This is a genomic window from Mycobacterium sp. (assembly GCF_035603715.1).
In the GTDB taxonomy this organism is placed as follows: domain Bacteria; phylum Actinomycetota; class Actinomycetes; order Mycobacteriales; family Mycobacteriaceae; genus Mycobacterium.
This window is the reverse complement of record NZ_DATNJW010000652.1, coordinates 1-17,602: the sequence shown is the minus strand read 5'-3', so window position 1 is coordinate 17,602 and position 17,602 is coordinate 1. Positions and strand designations below refer to the sequence as shown.

Here is a 17,602-nt window from a genome sequence, read left to right as displayed (position 1 = left end):
CGTCTTCAGCACGACGTATTTGAATTCGATAGAGAGCACCGTCCAAACCCTCGGCAGCCACGGGATCTACAGCATCATCGACTTCCATCAGGACGCCTACAGCACCGCGTTCGGCGGCGAAGGCGCGCCGGACTGGGCGGTGCAGACCGACGGGGTGACCAACCCCTCGCTGCCCTTCCCGTACAACGTTTTCTTCAATCCCGCCGAGCAGCAGGCCTGGGAGTCATTTTGGTCGAACGCCGACGCCCCGAACGGAATTGGTCTGGAGAACAACTACAGCCAGATGTTGGAGTACGTAGCCAATGCCTTCAACGGCAACCCCAACGTGGCTGGATTCGAGCTCATGAACGAACCATCGCCGGGCATATCGTCGTTCGTGTCGACCCTGTTCGGCAACCCGTTCTTCGACAGTCAGCAGCTGACGCCCTTCTACGACCAGGGGGCGGACGCGATCCGGGCGGTCGATCCGAGCACACCGATCTTCTTCGAACCCAACGTCCTGTCCAACGCGGGCATACCCACCGATCTTGGCCATGTGGACGCCACCAACACCGTATTGTCGTTCCACGACTACTGCGAGTTCGACCTCGGCCCGCTGGGATGCATACCGAGCGTCAGCGGCATCGTGGGCAATGCCGAGGCATACGCGGAGGCGCAGGGGATTCCGGCCTTCATGACCGAGTTCGGCGCCACCAGCGACCAGGCACAGATCCTGGCGCCGCTGCAAGGAGCCGACCAACACCTGATCGGGTGGACGGAATGGGCGTACTCGGGCAAGGGTGACATCACCACCAGCGCGAGTCCGCCGGGTTCGGAGTCGCTGGTGTACGACCCGGCCGATCCGCTGACGGGCGCCAACATCAATACCGCCAACCTGGACACCCTCGCCGAGCCGTACCCGCAGCTGGTCTCGGGCACCCCGGAGTCCTACTCGTTCGACAACGGGACGTTCCAGTTCAGCTACTCCACCGCGGAGGCCGACGGCCTGGGTAGCTTCCCGGCCGGCTCGCACACCACGATCTCGGTCCCGAGCGTCGAGTTCCCGGACGGCTACCAGGTCAGCGTCACCGGTGGCGAGGTCGTCTCGCTTCCCAATGCCGCCGAACTGGTGATCGCCTCGAACGGCGGTGCCAGCACCGTCACCGTCACCGTCAGCGCTGCCGGAGCGTAGCCAGGGTGCCTGCCGGCCCGGTCGGCCGATAGGCTGGTCGACCATGACCAGTACCGACCCGGCGCCGCAGCCGCATGCCACTGCCGAGCAGGTCGAGGCCGCCCGGCATGACAGCAAGCTGGCCCAGGTGCTCTATCACGATTGGGAAGCGGAGAACTACGACGAGAAGTGGTCGATCTCCTATGACCAGCGCTGCATCGATTACGCGCGGGATTGCTTCGACGGCGTCGTCCCGGACGACGAGATCCACCGGCTCCCCTACGATCACGCCCTCGAGTTGGGTTGCGGCAGTGGCTTTTTTCTGCTGAACCTGATCCAGTCGGGCGTTGCCCGGCGCGGATCGGTCACCGATCTGTCTCCGGGCATGGTCAAAGTCGCCACTCGCAACGGGCAGTCGCTGGGGCTGGACATCGACGGCCGGGTTGCCGACGCCGAGCGCATCCCGTACGACGACAACACCTTTGACCTAGTCGTCGGACACGCTGTGCTGCATCACATTCCGGATGTCGAGCTGACGTTGCGGGAGGTGCTTCGGGTGCTGCGGCCCGGTGGCCGCTTCGTATTCGCCGGCGAGCCGACCACCGTCGGGAACGGTTATGCGCGCGCTCTGTCGACGCTGACCTGGCGGGTCGCGACCAACGTCACCAAGTTGCCCGGGCTGGAAAGCTGGCGACGCCCGCAGGCCGAGCTCGACGAGTCCTCGCGGGCTGCCGCACTCGAGGCCCTCGTCGACCTGCACACGTTTTCCCCGGAACAACTGGAGAAGATGGCCACCCGCGCCGGCGCCGTCGATGTCGACACCGCCACCGTCGAGTTCACCGCGGCGATGCTCGGCTGGCCGCTGCGCACCTTCGAATACGCGGTGCCACCGGGGCGGCTGGGCTGGGCTTGGGCCAACTTCGCATTCACCAGCTGGAAAGTGCTGAGCTGGGCCGACGGCAGCGTGTGGCGACACCTGGTGCCGAAGGGCTGGTTCTACAACGTCGAGATCACCGGGACCAAGCCGTCCTGAATGTCAGCCTCGACGACGTCGCCTACCTGACGTCGGACGAGGGCTCGACTGCGGTGGCTGCGGTCGAGGCCCTCCCGCTGACCGACCGTGTCGCCGAGATCGCCAGGCTACGAGAGCAATTCGGCGGCCGGACGCCGCTGCTGGTGGAGACGGTGTTGCTGCGACGCCGCGCGGTCGCCAAGCTCTCCGAGCTGCCCGGCACCCGCGACTGGCTGTTCACTGATGAGGCGTTACAGCAGGCCAGCGCCGCGCCGGTGGCGCTGCATCGCTCGAAGCGATTGCGCGGCAGAGTGATTCACGATGTGACGTGCTCGATCGGCACTGAGCTGGCGGCTTTGCACGGCTCGGCGGCCCGCACGATCGGTAGCGACCTCGATCCGGTCCGGCTGGCGATGGCGCGACACAATCTCGGTGGCCTAGTCGACCTCTGCCGCGCCGACGCATTGCGCCCGGTAACCCGCGACACCGTGGTGCTGGCCGATCCGGCGCGGCGTGCTGGTGGGCGTCGGCGGTTCAATCCACGCGACTACCAACCGGCGTTGGATCTCCTTTTCGAGGCTTATCGCGGCCGGGATTTGGTCGTGAAATGCGCTCCGGGAATCGATTTCGATGCGGTGTCGCAGCTCGGGTTCGACGGTGAGGTCGAGGTGACGTCGTATCGCGGCTCGGTGCGCGAGGCCTGCCTATGGTCGGCGGGTTTGGCCGAGGCAGGTGCGCGCCGCCGGGCCAGCGTTCTGGACCGCGACGAGCAGATCACCGACGCCGAGCCCGACGACTGCCCGGTACGGCCGGCCGGCCGGTGGATTGTCGACCCGGACGGAGCGGTGGTGCGGGCCGGCCTGGTGCGTCACTACGCGGCGCGGCACGGGCTGTGGCAGCTCGACGCGCACATCGCCTACCTGTCCGGCGATGAGCTTCCGCCCGGCGTCCGCGGGTTCGAGGTGCTCGAGCAGCTCGCTTTCGACGAGCGACGATTACGTCAAGCCTTGAGCGCGCTCGACTGCGGGTCGCTCGAGATCCTGGTGCGCGGCGTCGAGGTGGATCCCGACGCGCTACGCCGCCGATTGACGCTGCGCGGCGGCCGAGCGTTATCGGTGCTCATCACCCGGGTCGGCGAAGGTGCTGCGGCGCAAGGGACCGCATTCGTGTGCCAGCCGTCGCGGTAGGTGTGCGTGCGACAACCTGTTGACTGACCTGCTGTCGGCAGTCGACCGCGGGGCCGCCGCCGATAGCCGGAATGGGCAATAACCCAAAAAATAGGGAAATCTCCCCATGAACTGAGACGGGTGCACACCGCAGACTGATGTAAGCGCGCCGGGGGGTCGGCACCGCTACGGCGAAGCATCACCGGGACATGATGTAGCTGCTGGAGCTTGGCCGCCCCCGGTTGCGCGACAACGGTCGGGCAGCGACAACCGCGCTCCGCGCCGTCCGCAGTCTTCCTGGGGGGTCCGCGTTTAGACCGAAGCGCGAACCCGCCAGGATGCGCACGCGCGGCTGCGCGCCCTTTCAGATGTTTGCCAGTAGCGCCGAGAGCTACCTGGACATTCGACGTTCGCAATGTGTTTCGCTGCACGTAAGCGGCTTTTCCACGACGCGCGTAACCGAGCTTGCTAACTGATAACTTTTTGTCAGGTAACCTGGTGTTAACACGGCGTCATGGCTACGATTTGTTCTAAGCATCAGTTGATTAGCGAATTCCAGACTGCCGACCAGCCGGTCGGTGAAAGGAAGTTCAACGGTGAACGCTCGTGGTGTTACTCGACTGGCCCTATCGGCATTTGGACTTGCCTTGAGTGCGGCAGCGGCGTTCGGTACGCAGGAACTTCGTCCCGCGACGGACACCGTGGTGATCGCCGCTTCCAGCATCGAAAGCGCCACGCTCACCAGCGGCGACGGCGGCGGCGCTATCGCCGGGCATCTCGTCACCGTCAGCGGGACTGCTTCGCAGTACATGGCCGGGGGATGCGAGCGGGTGCGGCGACCGAACTGCAACCGCCCAAACCGACGCTCCACGCATCGTTGAATTGAGCACCGCGCCGTCCAGTCGGTAACAGCAGCGAGTTTTTCCCGACGGCGCTGCTAGGGCGCGTCGATCCGGCGCGCGCAGAATCCGGAATATTGGTACATATGGCCGGTGAGTCGAACAGAACATTGGCAAAACCGCCGGTATCTCTCAGGTTTATGTCGGATTCGCGGAGAGTGACCGCTGGTCAGGACCATACCGGTCACCGCTGATCAGAACTAAAAGCCTGCAAAACTGACTTGACAGGCGTGACAGAAGATACCAGTGATAATCGCTGTTGACCCAAACAAGAGCTTAGGACTTTTTCGTGAATTATTAGACTTTGTTCGAACAAAATTAACGGCTCCGCATAAGCTTGAGCCGACACAGCGCGGTTGGGCGCTGATGGCGATAAACACGCCAATTGGCGTTGTTGGGGGAAAGGGTAAATCGATGAAGTGCACTCGTGCTTTAACTCGGCTGGGGTTGCTGGCCGTGGGCTTGGGTTTCGGAGCAACATTGGCTTCGATGCCCGCTATCGCCTCCGCAGACACATCCAGCGATTGGCTGTCGGCGGTCGACAGTTTTCTCAGCGCTGCGTTCCCGGCCGCTGACACGACGCCGGATTTGAATCTGGCTATTTCGATGGACGGGGTGTCGCTGTTCCAGTCCGGCGACGCGACCGCCTTTTCGGGTGCCGACGGCGACATTGCGATCGCGAACGGCGCCGGCGCATCCGCGTACGCGTTTGGCACCAATAATTACGCGAGTGTCGACGGCACTGATTCTTCGGCCGTAGCCGGTGGTTATGACGCAGCCATGGCAAGCGGCTCACATGACGACACGGCTTTCGCTTTCGGCAACAACGACCTCGCCTACGCCGGCGGCGACGGAGCCTCGCACCCCGGCACCTTCGACTACGCCATCATCTTCGGCAACAACGACACTGCATTGTCCGGCGGCAGCGCGGCGGGAGCCGGCAGCTACGACGGCGCCTACGTCGAGGGCGACAATCTCGGGATCGCCCACGCGCAGGGCAGCGACTACCTGGCTGACATCCTGAAGTTCTATGGCGATGGGTCGACGAGCACCACCGCTGCGGCCGCTGAGAGCGGCGGACATCTGACTGACCTGCTGTCGGGGAGTTCGGGTGCCGCTGCGGACGCCAGCAACTTCTGGACTGAACTGCTGTCGGCATTCGACGGTGGCAGCGCGGCCGCGGACGCCGGCAACTTCTGGACCGAGCTCGCGTCGCTGTTCTAAGAACCCGCCTGCCGGGTCGGCGGCCGCCGTCAGGGAGGGCGGTGGCCGTTGACCTGGGCAGGCCCTTATCAGCATCGGCCAGGCAAGCGGTGCCCTCAGAGGGGCCAGGTATTCTGGCTGGACGGCATTTCAGCCGTTCTGAGTCTGCGAGGACAAGTCGACCGATGCGCAACATCATGTCGGCCGCGCTAATAGCGGCCGGAGCCCTGCTGGGCTGGTCGGGCATCGCGGTCGCTGGCGCAGACTCGGCGTGCGCCACCTTGGGCGGCGCGCTTCAAGATGACCAGACGTGCAACGTGCGCGTCTCGACGTCGACTTACACGCTGGCCATGACTTTTCCGGTGGATTACCCAGACCCGGCGTTGACTGACTTCCTCATCCAGAATCGAGATGGGTTCGTGAACGTCGCGCAGACGTCGTCGCAGACTTCCGGCCCGCGAGAAGTGCCCTACCAAATGGACGTCACCTCCGAGCAATATCACTCCGGCCAGTCGCCCGCCGGCACCCGAAGCGTGGTGCTCAAGGTCTTCGAAGACCTCGGTGGCCCACGGCCGTCGACCTTCTACAAAGGCTTCAACTACGACCTCGGTGAACAAAAAGCGATCACCTTCGACACGCTTTTCCCGCCGAACACCAAACCACTGGACGCGATCTACCCGATCGTGCAGCGCGAGATGGGAAAGAAGACCGGAATCGGCGCCGCAATCCTGCCCGGATCCGGCCTGGACGCCTCGCATTATCAGAACTTCGCCATCACCGATGACGAGCTGATCTTCTACTTCGCTCCCGGTGAACTGCTGCCCTCGCTGGCCGGCGCCAGCCAGGTCCACGTCCCCCGCAACGCCATCCCGCCGCTGGCTGTCAAGGGCTAGACCGTTCCGGCTGTCAGCTCGGGGCGAAGCTGTACACCTGACCATCGCTGGTCGCGGCGACAACCCGGCGATCACGGCCGATCGAGACGCCGACGGGATAACCGGTCGCTTCCGGCAAGCGGTAGCTGTTGAGGGTGCGGCCGCTCCCGGGGTCGAAAACCAGCAGCGTCATGCCGCGCGCACCCTCGCCCGGCCCGCCGGTGACGACCGCGTAGCCGACGCCGCTGCCGGCCAGGCTCGACGTCGACAGCGGGCTCACGTCATTGCGTCGCCACACTTCCTGGGCGTGGTCCCCGGCGTCCTTGACGGCGACGAGACGAGTATCTGGACCGCCGCCCGACACGACCAGCCCGCCCGGTGTCACCGATGGCGGCGTCTGCGGCTGGAACTTGAGCGGAATCGACCATTTCGGTTTGCCGTCGGCGGCGTGCAGTGCCCACAGCCGCTCATCACGCCCATTGACGTAGATGGTGGATCCGTCGCTGGACGCCACCGGGCTGGCCAGGACGCCGGCGGCGACCGCGGTACTGGTCCACTCCCGGGTCAGCAGCGGACTTTGACCCGGGTGGTACTTCAGCCCGACCAGCACTGAGGCGGGGGCGTCGGGTTCCCACAAGCCCACCACGATCACCCCGTTCGCTTGCGCAAATGCGGGTGCGGCGGCGATGGGGCAGCCGGCCAGCGCCGGCCCGCAATCGGAGAGTCCACGGGTGAAGTCGCTCGGGTCGACGTTGTCCACCAGGTCGACCGAGTTGCCGACGACGGTGCCCCGGTGGCTGTCGAATACCTGCACCTGTCCCAGGTGCGTGACTACGAGAAGTTGTCCGTGATCGAGAATCCTTGGCGTGGAAGGCATTCCCATCACCGGGCGCCGCCAGCGGATCCACTGGGTAGGGGGAAAGGACACGATCGCCCCGGGCTGCCCGACGTAGAGATTGTCGAAGCCGTCGAACAACGGACTGGCCAGTCCGCCGCCCTGGAAGAGCCGTGTGCACCACCGCTGCCGGCCGTTGTCGTCGTTCTCCCACTCCATCAGCGAACAGCCGCCCGGTGTCTGCGCGTTCGCCGCGAGCCAGTTGCGTGAGCTGAGCGCCACCGCCGACGCCAGGGACCCTTTCACCGAGCGGGTCCAGCGTAGGGTCAGTCGGTCCGCGCCGCGCGTTGGGCTGTAGCTGCTATTGGCCGCGTCACCGTACTGGGCGGGCCAGCCTTCGGCCGCCGTCGCCTCGACCCAGGAGTCGGTATTGCCGCAGCCCGCCACAGCGGCCGTCAGAAGGACCGCCGATGCCACGGATGACCAATGCCGCACAGTGCGACGGGGAATCGGCCAGGGCACCGTGCGAGGGTAACCCGCGGCGGCTCGCTTCCGGCTCATTGCCCGCTTCGCCATGCATCACGCCACGGCGATAGGCTTTTTGGCCATGACGAGCATGTGGGGTGCCCCGATCCATCGCCGCTGGCGGGGGTCGAATCTGCGGGACCCACGCCAGGCCAAATTCCTCACGCTGGCCTCACTGAGGTGGGTGCTGCGCAATCGCGCCTACACACCCTGGTATCTGGTGCGCTACTGGCGACTGCTGAAGTTCAAGCTGGCCAACCCGCACATCATCACTCGCGGCATGGTGTTCATCGGCAAAGGCGTCGAGATCCACGCAACACCGGAGCTGGCGCAGCTGGAAATCGGGCGCTGGGTGCACATCGGTGACAAGAATACGATCCGCGCGCACGAGGGCTCGCTGCGCTTCGGCGACAAGGTGGTGTTGGGCCGCGACAACGTCATCAACTGTTACCTCGACATCGAACTCGGCGACTCGGTGCTGATGGCCGACTGGTGCTATGTCTGCGATTTCGACCATCGGATGGACGACATCACGCTGCCGATCAAAGATCAGGGGATCGTCAAATCCCCGATCCGGATCGGCCCGGACACCTGGGTCGGGGTCAAGGTGACCGTGTTGCGCGGCACCACCATCGGCCGGGGCTGCGTGCTGGGATCACACGCCGTGGTCCGGGGGGACGTGCCGGACTTCTCTATCGCGGTCGGGGCGCCGGCCAAGGTGGTCAAGAACCGTCAGCTGGCCTGGGAGACTTCGGCCGCTCAGCGCGCTGAGCTCGCCGCGGCGCTGGCCGACATCGAACGCAAGAAAGCCGCCCGCTAGTCAGTTCATGCTTTGGTAGCGGCGCAGCGCTTCGCTGCGTTCCGCGCTGTGGTCGACGATCGGTTCGGGATAACCGGCCGGCCGATCGCCTTTGGTCAGAGTGACGTCATCGGGACCAGCGAGCTCGGCGACCCAGCGGCGGACGTAGTCGCCGGCCGGATCGAACTTCTCGGCCTGCCTCGCCGGGTTGAACACCCGGAAATACGGCGCGGCATCGGTGCCGCACCCCGCGGACCACTGCCAGCCGTGTTGGTTGCTGGCCATATCGCCGTCGACCAGCTGGTCGAGGAACCACCGCGCACCCCATTGCCAGGGCAGATGCAAGTCCTTGACCAGAAACGACGCAACGATCATCCGCACCCGATTGTGCATGAAACCCGTTTCACGAAGTTGACGCATGCCGGCGTCGACGATCGGAAATCCTGTCTCGCCGGCTTTCCAGGATTCGAAGTGCCGCTTGGCCTTTGCGTCGGTATCGGTTTCGATGGCGTCGAAATCGCGGTTCCAGTTCCACCAGACGCTGTCGGGCCAATGATGTAGTACCGCGGCGTAGAAGTCGCGAAAAGCCAACTCTCGCAAATACGCTCGCGCACCCGCACGCCGCTGGTCCAAGTCGGCGACCATGGTCCGGGGGTGGATCGTGCCGAACTTCAGATGGGCGGACATCCGACTCGTGCCGTCGTGGTCGGGACGATTCCGGTCGTCGCCATAGTTCTCAAGTCCCTTGTCGACGAACGTTTTCCACTGCCGTCGCGCGGCTGCCTCGCCTGGGGCCAGGTCGAGTTCGGCGCCGGGGTCGGGTATATCGACCGGTTTGGCGCGCTTACCCAGCTTGGTGGGATCGACCCAGTTCGCGGACTTGGCTCCCGATCGGGCCGCCGACCGCCATCCCATGTCGTGCCATCGGCTGAAGAACGGGGTGAATACCTTGTACGGCTCGCCGTCGTCCTTGATCACGCGCCCGGGTGAGACCAGATACGGCGACCCCGTCGCCACCAGCGGCACATCGCCCAACGCCGAGCGCACGCGCTCGTCGCGCTGCCGCCCATAGGGTGCGAAGTCTTCGGAGACATGCACCGACGGCGCGTCAATCTCCTTGACGAGCGCGGGAATCCGCTCTTCGGGGCGGCCCCGCGTCACCAGAAGTCGCCCATCCAGATCGTCGCGCAACTGGCGCAACGAGTCGCACAGAAACTGCATCCGGCGACTGCCCGAGGATGCCTCCAAACGAGGGTCGAGGACAAAGCACGCCAACACCTCGTCACTGTCGGCGGCCGCTCTGAGCAGCGGAGGGAGGTCGCGCAGTCTCAGGTCTCGGCGGAACCACAACAACGCGGGCATCAGCGGGCCAGAAATCTCATCGGCGATTGAGTACCCAAATGTGGCCCGACATTACGGTGGCAAAGGCACACCACAGCGGATACGGCAGCAGCGCGGCCCCCGCCCGCGGGTCAGCCGCAGCGGTACGGCGGGCCAGATCGGCGCTGCTGGCGGCCAGCACGGCTGCGCCGATCGCCGAGGCGCCCAGCTTCTGATACTTGAAGAACAGCCAACTCCACCCGGCGTTGAGGATCAGGTTGGCGGCCAGCGCAACAACGTAATTGCGGGCTTCTTTGTCACGCCCGGTCGCGCGCAGTCGGTCGATCGCGGTCGCGGAGGTCACAGCGATGTCGGCGTACAACGTGGTCCATGCGACCGGAAACACGCCGCTGGGCGGCACATAGCTTGGCTTACGTAAACGGGAGTACCAGCGGGTGATGCGCGGCTGGCTGGCGATGCTTCCGATTCCCGAGGTCGCGCCGACGGAAAGGGTCGTCGCGGCCAGTATCTGCTTGTTCACCTGTATCCCTTCCACTTCGAACAAGTCTTTCAGTGTATTAAGTATTAATCAACTGAAGTAATACCCGAATGCGGGATAAACTGAACAACGTCATGGGCCCCGATGAGACGGCGGGCGGCCGAGCCGCACTCGAACAGCAGATTTCCGCGTATCTGCGGGTGATGACGGCTGAGTCCGAACAGATCGGCCGATCGTTCGCCGTGGTGCATGACGTGCGGCCAGCCGATTTTCGCGCCCTGCTGCACGTCATGGTTGCCGAAACCGCCGGCGTACCAATCACCTCGGGTGAGCTTCGGCAACGCATGGGGCTGTCGGGGGCGGCCATCACCTATCTGGTGGACCGAATGATGGCGTCGGGGCACATCACGCGCGAGTCCGACCCCGGCGACCGACGTAAAGTGATCCTGCGCTATTCCGATTCTGGCCTGGCTACCGCGCGAGCGTTCTTCGCCCCGCTGGGAGCCCATTCCCATGAAGCGATGCAAGGCTTGTCCGACGAAGATCTCTCCGCGGCCAGCAGGGTTTTCACCGCGCTGATCGCGGCGATGCGGCGATACCAGGATGAGTTGTCGTCCTGGAAGCCGCCCGAGCGGGCTTCCGATGGAGCCACGTGAACGAGGAGGGAGGTGCTGTGCAAACTGATTCGAACGGGATGACGACCCGCAAGCGACGCCACATCGACGTGTGCCTTGATGACCGGGTGACGTATTCCGGTGTGACGACGGGGCTGGAACGCTACCGGCTGCCATACAACGCGCTGACGCAGACCAGTCTCGCCCGGGTCGATTTGTCCAGCAGCTTCCTCGGTGTGGCTTTACGGGCACCGATCCTGGTCGGGGCGATGACCGGTGGCGCCGAGCTGTCCGGGACGATCAACAAGAATCTGGCCGAAGCCGCGCAACGGCTCGGCATTGGAATGATGCTTGGCTCGCAGCGGATCATGCTCGACAGTGCGTTGGGGGAGCAGGCGGCGTCCAGCTTCACGGTCCGCGATGTCGCGCCGGATGTGTTGCTGTTCGGCAATATTGGGCTCGCACAGCTGACCGCTGCTGCGGTTGACGACATCTCGAACGCGCTGAAGCGAGTTGGCGCCGATGCGCTTGCGGTGCACACCAATCCGCTGCAAGAGGCCGTCCAGCGAAATGGCGACGGCGACTTTTCCGGCTCGGTCGACCGGCTGCGCCAGGTCGCGGCCGCATTGGAATATCCGGTGCTGCTCAAGGAAGTGGGCCACGGTATCGGCACCTCAGCAATCGCCGAGTTGACGGGTCCGTCCGGCGAGTTGCCGGTGGCCGCGATCGACGTCGCCGGTGCCGGCGGTACCTCGTGGTCGCGCGTCGAGCAGCTCGTTCGCTACGGGGAGGTGCGATTCCCCGACCTGGCCGACTGGGGGATACCGACGGCGCAGGCCGTCGTGGAGGTGCGCGCGGCCCTGCCCGCTGTCCCGCTGGTCGCTTCTGGTGGTATTCGCACCGGCATGGACGCGGCAAAAGCGTTGGCGTTGGGCGCAGACGCCGTGGCCGTCGCTCGGCCATTGCTGGCCGCGGCGATCGAATCCACTGGGGCCGTGGTGGATTGGTTACAGCGCTTCATCGACGAGCTGCGGATCTGCCTGCATGGTGCCGGTGCTGCGGACTTGCCGGCCCTGCGCCAGATCGGCGTCAGCCAAATTCAGTAAAGCATTGATCCGCAACATTTTTCGGTTGCGAAAGCCTTGCTCAGGCGAGGTCGCGGGATACGGTCGCCGGAGCCGTCGACGGCTTTGACTGGTGAAGCCCGATTTCGGCTTCAAATGTCGACATCGCGGAGATCATCGCGCCGAAAACCCGGTGAGCGGCAAGCAGATCCCGGTCGGGTATGCCGGCGAGTGCAGCTCGCAGGTGCGCGCCGAGCGGCTGAAAAAATCCGTGTGCCAGTTCCATGCCGCTTGCTTCGTACCGGAGCCGGGCCTTGCGTCGATCCGAGGGGTCCGATTCGCGCCGGACATGGCCGGCATCGATCATGCGATCGACGAGGTAGGTAATCGCGGCCGGTGAGACATCCATCCGCTGCCGTAGCTGAGCCATCGTCAGTGGCGTCCCGGCCGTCTCGGCGACCATCACGTGCAACAACGCGTGGAAGTCGTTGCCACTTACGTCGTTTTGGCGCGCGAAATGGCGACCTATTCGGTCGGACTGTGCCGTAACCGCCCGCATATCGGCCGACATGAGCTGTTCCAGCTCTGGCCTGCTGGGAGGTGAACCGTTTCCCCGTTTAGTCACCTGATCGCATCCTTCTCAGCGATTATTCCTTTAAGAATATACGCACATCCACTGGATCAGCGAGAATACGCCCGCAACGGCCAAAAATATCTCTTGGCAGCGCAAACGGTGCCGCTGCACCCCATTTCGGTATAGCGTACTGTACCGCTTTCGGGAGCATCGGCGCCCAACCTGGACGAGTCAGAACGTGTGAGTCGTCAATTAGGGCAAAGGTATTCGCCGTCGCAGGGTCACTTCAAAAGTGAGCTGTCGCCGCCTGCGACCCGCTGTGCAACTTGCGCGATGGGAGTATTGCGGTCTTGGGACATCTGCTTGAGCCATTCGAAGGCTTCAGCGGCGTCAATATCGAAACGTTCCATTAGCTTGCCTTTGGCCTGGCCGATGATGTCCCGCGAGACCAGCGCAACGCGAAACTGCTGGTCACGCCGCATCATGTTCCACACCAGTGCCGCATGGGTCGCGAAAATCAGCCCCAAATTGACCGACTCGTCATCGAAGACGCTGGGCGACTCGGCATAGAAGTTGAGCGCCGCAGCCGAGACGCCCTCTTTGAACATTCCGAAGGACAGTATCGATCGAATGGGTGTCTGTCTGAGCGCGGCGCCGCGGTAGAGCGGCCATCGAGCCTCATCGACGAGATCGTCCACCCGGACATTTTCCTGCAAGGCCGCGGCCGTCAGGCATGGTCCCTGTTGATAGCGGCCCTGGATGTCGTCGAGCATTACTGGGTAGCGGTGGGTCGCAGCCGCGGTTTCGATGCCCCGACGTCTCTGCGTCACCGTGATGCCAGCGTATTGGGCACCCGGGACCGATTCCGCGGCGCCGGCGATCAGACCACTCAGCAGCTTGGGTGTGTCGAATGACGCGCGTTGGTGCAGGTCGGCGACGAATTGGGTTGCCTGCAAGTACATCGCTGTTCGCGAATCCAGTGACAGCTCTTCGGATTTGGGCATATTCGGTGTGCGGGCTTCCCGGTCGTCATTCGTGGGGTCGCAGCGAATCTGGCCGGCGGCAGGTACCCGATGACCCCGTCGCCGACTGTCGATGCCACTACCCACTCTCAGGGTTACACTATAAACTTAAATATTCACATTGTGAAATAGATTCCAGTAATCTGGCACGTTGAGAAAAGTGGGTATACCACCACGAGCGGTGCGCCCAGTTGCTGCAGATCTGAGCTAAGCGAGGAGTGAGTTATGCGCTGCGTCATCTTCGGCGCCACCGGCTACCTGGGTGTGCGGCTTGTCCCCGAGCTTTTGTCGGCGGGTCATGACGTCCGGGTGTTGGCGCGCACACCCGCCAAGCTTGACGATGTGCCGTGGCGCCAGGACGTCGAGGTAGTCAAGGGCGACGTCGCGGACGCCGAGACGGTGCGGCGGGCACTCGACGGTCAGCAGGTGCTCTTTTACCTGGTGCATTCGATGTTGAGCAACGATTTTGTCGACCTGGATGCGCGTGCGGCCTCGATCGTCGCGGACGCGGCGAAACAGGCAGGCCTCTCGCGCATCGTGTACGTGGGCGGCATCATCGCGGATCATCAGCATTTGTCGGACCATTTGGCGTCACGAGCCGAAGTTGGTCGGCTGCTGCATGATTCGGGAGTCGCCACCGCGGAACTGCGTGCGGCGGCGATCATCGGGGCCGGGTCTGCGAGCTTCGAAATGCTGCGGTATCTGACTGAACGACTGCCGTTGATGGTCACGCCAAAATGGTTGCGCACCAAGGTTCAACCCATTGCGATCCACGACGTGCTGTATTACCTCACGAACGCGGCAGATTTGCCTGCCGATGTGAGCCGCCCCTTCGACATCGGCGGTCCGGACACCTTCACCTACACCGAGATGATCCGGAAGTTCGCGGCGATCGCGGGCCTGCGGCGTCGAGTCGCCATCCCGGTGCCAGTGCTGACCCCGTACCTGTCCTCGCATTGGGTGAACCTGATCACCCCGTTGCCGCGGTCGTTGGCATCGTCGCTGATGAAATCGCTCGAGAACGATGTCGTCTGCACCGAGCACGATATCGCCCAACATATTCCGGATCCCCAAAAAGGCCTGACGCACTACGAAGAGGCCGTCGAACTCGCACTGGAACGGACCAGTGACACCGCACTGACCACTCGCTGGTCGCGACCGGGAAATGAGGACTCACCGTCCCAGCCGCTGCCCACCGACCCGGCCTGGGCCGGCGGATCGCTGCACGAGCAGGTGTCTGAACGGCACGTCGATGCCGACGTCGAGACGGTATGGCGGGTGTTCGAGTCGATCGGCGCCCAGCACGGCTGGTCCGCGGCCCCGCCCGGCTGGGCACTGCGTGGATGGGCTGGTCGGGCCGCCGATGCCGCGCCGCGACCATCATCATCGGGCCGGCTGCACGCGGGTGAGGCGCTGAACTCGTGGCGTGTCGAGCACGTCGATCAGCCCCGACTGGTGCGGCTGCGCGCGGATGTTCCACTGCCGGGCCGGCTTTGGCTCGAGCTGTCGGTACGACCCGACGGCGACGGTCGTTGCTGCTATCGGCAGCGGGTGGTGTTCCAGCCGTACGGCCTTGCCGGTGAGGCCTTTTGGACGGCGTCCGGTTGGCTTCGTCGCGCGGTGTTCGGCGGCATCGCCCGCGACGTCACCGCAAGGGCAAACAGCGCACAGGTTTCCACGCGAACGTAGCGGGCGAACGGATTACGGTGTACCGGCCCGCAGCTGATAGCGCCGTTCGGCGTAGGCCAAGTCGTCTTTCCACAGCCGGGCCGCGGCGACGCGCATGAGTCCGGTGATCAGCGGGGCAGCGCGACGCGCCCGCCTGAAGCCGGTGCGGTCGGAGTGGGCGACGGTGGCTTCGATCACCGCCGTTCGCGGCCGGTTGTCGGGGCCTAAACCCAATGGGGTGGCGTGAGTTTCGACCACGCTGCCGGCTCCCTCGCCGTCTAGGATGCGCATCACGATGGTGCGCGCCTCCGGGCTCGTGAACTCTGCGACCGTGGGTACCCCGACCCGGCCGATCCGGAATGTCACCGCGACCAGGAAACGGTCTGCCTCTTCGGTCGGGGTGGTCAGCACCTCGAGCCGGGTGAACGAATAGGGGTGGTACCACGCGCCGTGCCACGGATCGAGGCGGTTGGCGATGATGTCGGACGGTTCGCACGTGCCGACCATTCTCGCGACGGCGTCCAGTGTGTCGCCGGCTGGTCTGGCGGGAATCACCGGCTGAGCGAGCGGCTCCTCGCCACCGACATCGTCGAGACGGACCCAGGCGAGCACGCCGTCGTCATAGCTGGGCAATGGCCGCCAACCGAATTCGTCGGTGTCGGCGGCCAAACACAGGCCGTGCCATCGGCAGATCAGGGCCCCGCCGTGTACGGCCGCGGTGGCCAAGTCAGCACCGAGATGCGGGCAGCCGCGCGGGCCGACGTGCAGTCGGGATCGCTGATCACGCCAGGCGACCAGCTCGACGCCGGCCACGCGGGTGCCCAGCGGCCGGCCGCTGCGCACATCACGGCTCGCCGCGAAGGTGTACCAGTTGCCGGTCGGTCGGCGCTGTGACCGGTCCAGCGCGGCCTCGATGATCGCGGGGGAGGCCTCGCGGTAAGTCGGACTCTGGTCGGCCCACCTCACCGGCGGGATCGCCTGCAGCGGCCAGTCTTTGGGCCAGCGGCGGCGCACGTTGTCCCCGATACTCATTATCGCGAAACCCTTTCTCGGCCGGCCAGATAACGCAGCAGCGCCCAACGGCCTTGGGTGGGAACGGTGCTCAGGGCGTGGCCGGCGAGTCCCCACTGCTTCAGTAGGTGGTTGGCTGCGGTCCATCCGGTGGTGGCCGCGCGCTCCATCAGCGCCACCGGTAAGTCGATGCGCACCCCGTCGCCGGCCAGCAGTAGCCCCGGCAGCGGGGTCACGACGCCGGGCCGGTGCGCGTGAGTCCCGGGGGCGAAAAGCGGGCAATCGCGATGCTGCAGGATGCGTTCGTGCACCACTCGTGCAAAGCGGGTCTCCGGGTACAGCTTATGTAGCTGGTCCAGCATGGCTTCGTGGGGATGCGTGGATTCCACTGCGTACGAATGTAATTCGACAACAGAGCCGCCAGTTGCCCGGGCCCATTCAACGGCTTGGCGTTCGTATCGATCCAAGACGCTGATGTTGTCCAGCGGTTCGTGGCCGGCGGTACCCAGAAACGCTGCTCGATCAGCGGACACCGGGCGGTCGAGCCACAGGCGCTGCACCGTGAACGGCGGGGCCGTGCGCAGCTTCTTGATCCGCGCCCGCCAGAAGTCGTCGCCAAGGTCGGGTGACGCCGCCACAATCTGCTGCAGGCCGGCCACGTCGGTAGCCAGCACGACGGCGTCGGCATCCATCTGATCGCCGGTATCGGTATGGACCTGGAATGTCTGGGTGCATTCGCCGGCGATGCTCGTCACCGCGCTGCCTTGGTGGAATCGCACGCCGAGGCCGGCCAGATATTGCTGCAGGGGCTGCCACAGCGCGGTGTCGTAGTTGGCGTTGGCAACATCGAAGATCAGTCCCTCGCTGGAGCCGAGGAAGTAGATGTGGAACATGGTGGCCAGCTCGGCGGCCGACATCTGGCTGGGGGCGGCGAAGAAGCTGCGCGAGAACACCTCGAAGGCCAGGTGCCGGGCCGCGGCCGGGAAGTTGATCCGGCGCAGGAACGTCTCCGCGTCCACATGGTCCAGCTGCTGGTAGACGCCGGGCACGGACACCGCGGCCAGCGGGGCGGCCGCGCGAGTGTTCATGGCCATCAGGTCGCGGGGGCGGAACGTTGGGCTGCGCAGGGCGAAGACCAGGGCGTTCCAGGGCGGGGTGCGCGGCAGGCCGCGGAAGCTGTCCCGGTGCCCGTCCGCGTCGACCAGCGGGTAGTCGGCCAGCGGGACCAGCCGGTCCAGGCCGGGATCGGCCCGGCGCAGCAGCGCGCGCAGGTTGTAGTACTGGCGGAAGAAGGCGTGGAAGCCGCGGCTCATGGGCAGGCCGCCCGCATGGTCTCCGGGCTCGGTCCAGCCGCCGACGCGGCCGCCGA

The 17,602-nt window shown here is 65.0% G+C and carries 17 protein-coding genes; 10 read left to right on the top strand and 7 right to left on the bottom strand.

Annotation, left to right across the window (positions count from 1 at the left end; genetic code table 11):
* From VN856_RS26410 to VN856_RS26385, 6 genes are all read left to right on the top strand, one after another.
* Positions 1 to 1,171, top strand: a 1,171-nt coding sequence (locus VN856_RS26410; RefSeq protein WP_325694816.1) for a cellulase family glycosylhydrolase, incomplete at its 5' end; no start/stop codon positions are given.
* 43 nt (positions 1,172 to 1,214) lie between these two features.
* Positions 1,215 to 2,183, top strand: a complete 969-nt coding sequence (locus VN856_RS26405) for a class I SAM-dependent methyltransferase (RefSeq protein ID WP_325694814.1) — start codon at positions 1,215 to 1,217, stop codon at positions 2,181 to 2,183.
* The gene (locus tag VN856_RS26400; protein ID WP_325694826.1) at positions 2,141 to 3,349 is read left to right on the top strand and encodes a class I SAM-dependent methyltransferase; all 1,209 of its coding nucleotides are present in this window, start codon (positions 2,141 to 2,143) and stop codon (positions 3,347 to 3,349) included. Before VN856_RS26405 ends, VN856_RS26400 begins: the two co-directional genes overlap by 43 nt.
* 626 nt (positions 3,350 to 3,975) lie before the next feature.
* Entirely contained in the window at positions 3,976 to 4,209 is a 234-nt protein-coding gene (locus VN856_RS26395) for a hypothetical protein (RefSeq protein WP_325694812.1), read from the top strand.
* 507 nt (positions 4,210 to 4,716) lie between these two features.
* Positions 4,717 to 5,451, top strand: a complete 735-nt coding sequence (locus VN856_RS26390) for a hypothetical protein (RefSeq protein ID WP_325694811.1) — start codon at positions 4,717 to 4,719, stop codon at positions 5,449 to 5,451.
* Between the two features lie 164 nt (positions 5,452 to 5,615).
* Positions 5,616 to 6,323 (top strand): esterase, encoded by a 708-nt coding sequence (locus VN856_RS26385; RefSeq protein WP_325694810.1) that lies wholly within the window; start codon positions 5,616 to 5,618, stop codon positions 6,321 to 6,323.
* Positions 6,324 to 6,336: 13 nt separating this feature from the next.
* Here VN856_RS26385 and VN856_RS26380 read toward each other — a convergent pair whose 3' ends face one another.
* Entirely contained in the window at positions 6,337 to 7,614 is a 1,278-nt protein-coding gene (locus tag VN856_RS26380) for a PQQ-binding-like beta-propeller repeat protein (RefSeq protein ID WP_325694824.1), read from the bottom strand.
* Between the two features lie 130 nt (positions 7,615 to 7,744).
* Between VN856_RS26380 and VN856_RS26375 the strand changes: the two genes are divergently transcribed.
* Positions 7,745 to 8,482, top strand: a complete 738-nt coding sequence (locus VN856_RS26375) for an acetyltransferase (protein WP_325694808.1) — start codon at positions 7,745 to 7,747, stop codon at positions 8,480 to 8,482.
* On the opposite strand, the gene VN856_RS26370 is transcribed toward VN856_RS26375, so the two are convergent.
* Together VN856_RS26370 and VN856_RS26365 are read right to left on the bottom strand one after the other, a co-directional pair.
* Entirely contained in the window at positions 8,483 to 9,823 is a 1,341-nt protein-coding gene (locus tag VN856_RS26370; RefSeq protein ID WP_325694807.1) for a deoxyribodipyrimidine photo-lyase, read from the bottom strand.
* A gap of 16 nt (positions 9,824 to 9,839) precedes the next feature.
* The gene (locus VN856_RS26365) at positions 9,840 to 10,322 is read right to left on the bottom strand and encodes a TspO/MBR family protein (RefSeq protein ID WP_325694822.1); all 483 of its coding nucleotides are present in this window, start codon (positions 10,320 to 10,322) and stop codon (positions 9,840 to 9,842) included.
* A gap of 68 nt (positions 10,323 to 10,390) precedes the next feature.
* Here VN856_RS26365 and VN856_RS26360 point away from each other — a divergent pair, with 68 nt between their 5' ends.
* Positions 10,391 to 10,936: a MarR family winged helix-turn-helix transcriptional regulator gene (locus VN856_RS26360; RefSeq protein WP_325694806.1), complete on the top strand. Its 546-nt coding sequence runs from the start codon at positions 10,391 to 10,393 to the stop codon at positions 10,934 to 10,936.
* A gap of 38 nt (positions 10,937 to 10,974) precedes the next feature.
* Positions 10,975 to 12,000, top strand: a complete 1,026-nt coding sequence (gene fni / locus VN856_RS26355; RefSeq protein ID WP_325694820.1) for a type 2 isopentenyl-diphosphate Delta-isomerase — start codon at positions 10,975 to 10,977, stop codon at positions 11,998 to 12,000.
* A 40-nt stretch (positions 12,001 to 12,040) separates the two neighbouring features.
* Here fni and VN856_RS26350 read toward each other — a convergent pair whose 3' ends face one another.
* Entirely contained in the window at positions 12,041 to 12,583 is a 543-nt protein-coding gene (locus VN856_RS26350) for a MarR family winged helix-turn-helix transcriptional regulator (RefSeq protein ID WP_414687053.1), read from the bottom strand.
* 230 nt (positions 12,584 to 12,813) lie between these two features.
* A complete protein-coding gene (locus tag VN856_RS26345) occupies positions 12,814 to 13,536 on the bottom strand; it encodes a GAF and ANTAR domain-containing protein (protein WP_325694804.1) in 723 nt (240 codons plus the stop codon).
* Between the two features lie 243 nt (positions 13,537 to 13,779).
* On the opposite strand from VN856_RS26345, the gene VN856_RS26340 reads away from it, so the two are divergent.
* Entirely contained in the window at positions 13,780 to 15,243 is a 1,464-nt protein-coding gene (locus VN856_RS26340; protein ID WP_325694802.1) for a DUF2867 domain-containing protein, read from the top strand.
* A gap of 12 nt (positions 15,244 to 15,255) precedes the next feature.
* Here the strand turns inward: VN856_RS26340 and VN856_RS26335 are convergent, their stop codons facing one another.
* Both VN856_RS26335 and VN856_RS26330 read right to left on the bottom strand, forming a co-directional pair.
* Positions 15,256 to 16,254, bottom strand: a complete 999-nt coding sequence (locus VN856_RS26335) for a DUF5914 domain-containing protein (RefSeq protein ID WP_325694800.1) — start codon at positions 16,252 to 16,254, stop codon at positions 15,256 to 15,258.
* Positions 16,254 to 17,602: FAD-dependent oxidoreductase (locus VN856_RS26330; protein ID WP_325694798.1), on the bottom strand; the 1,349-nt coding region annotated here is incomplete at its 5' end. The genes VN856_RS26335 and VN856_RS26330, both read right to left, overlap by 1 nt.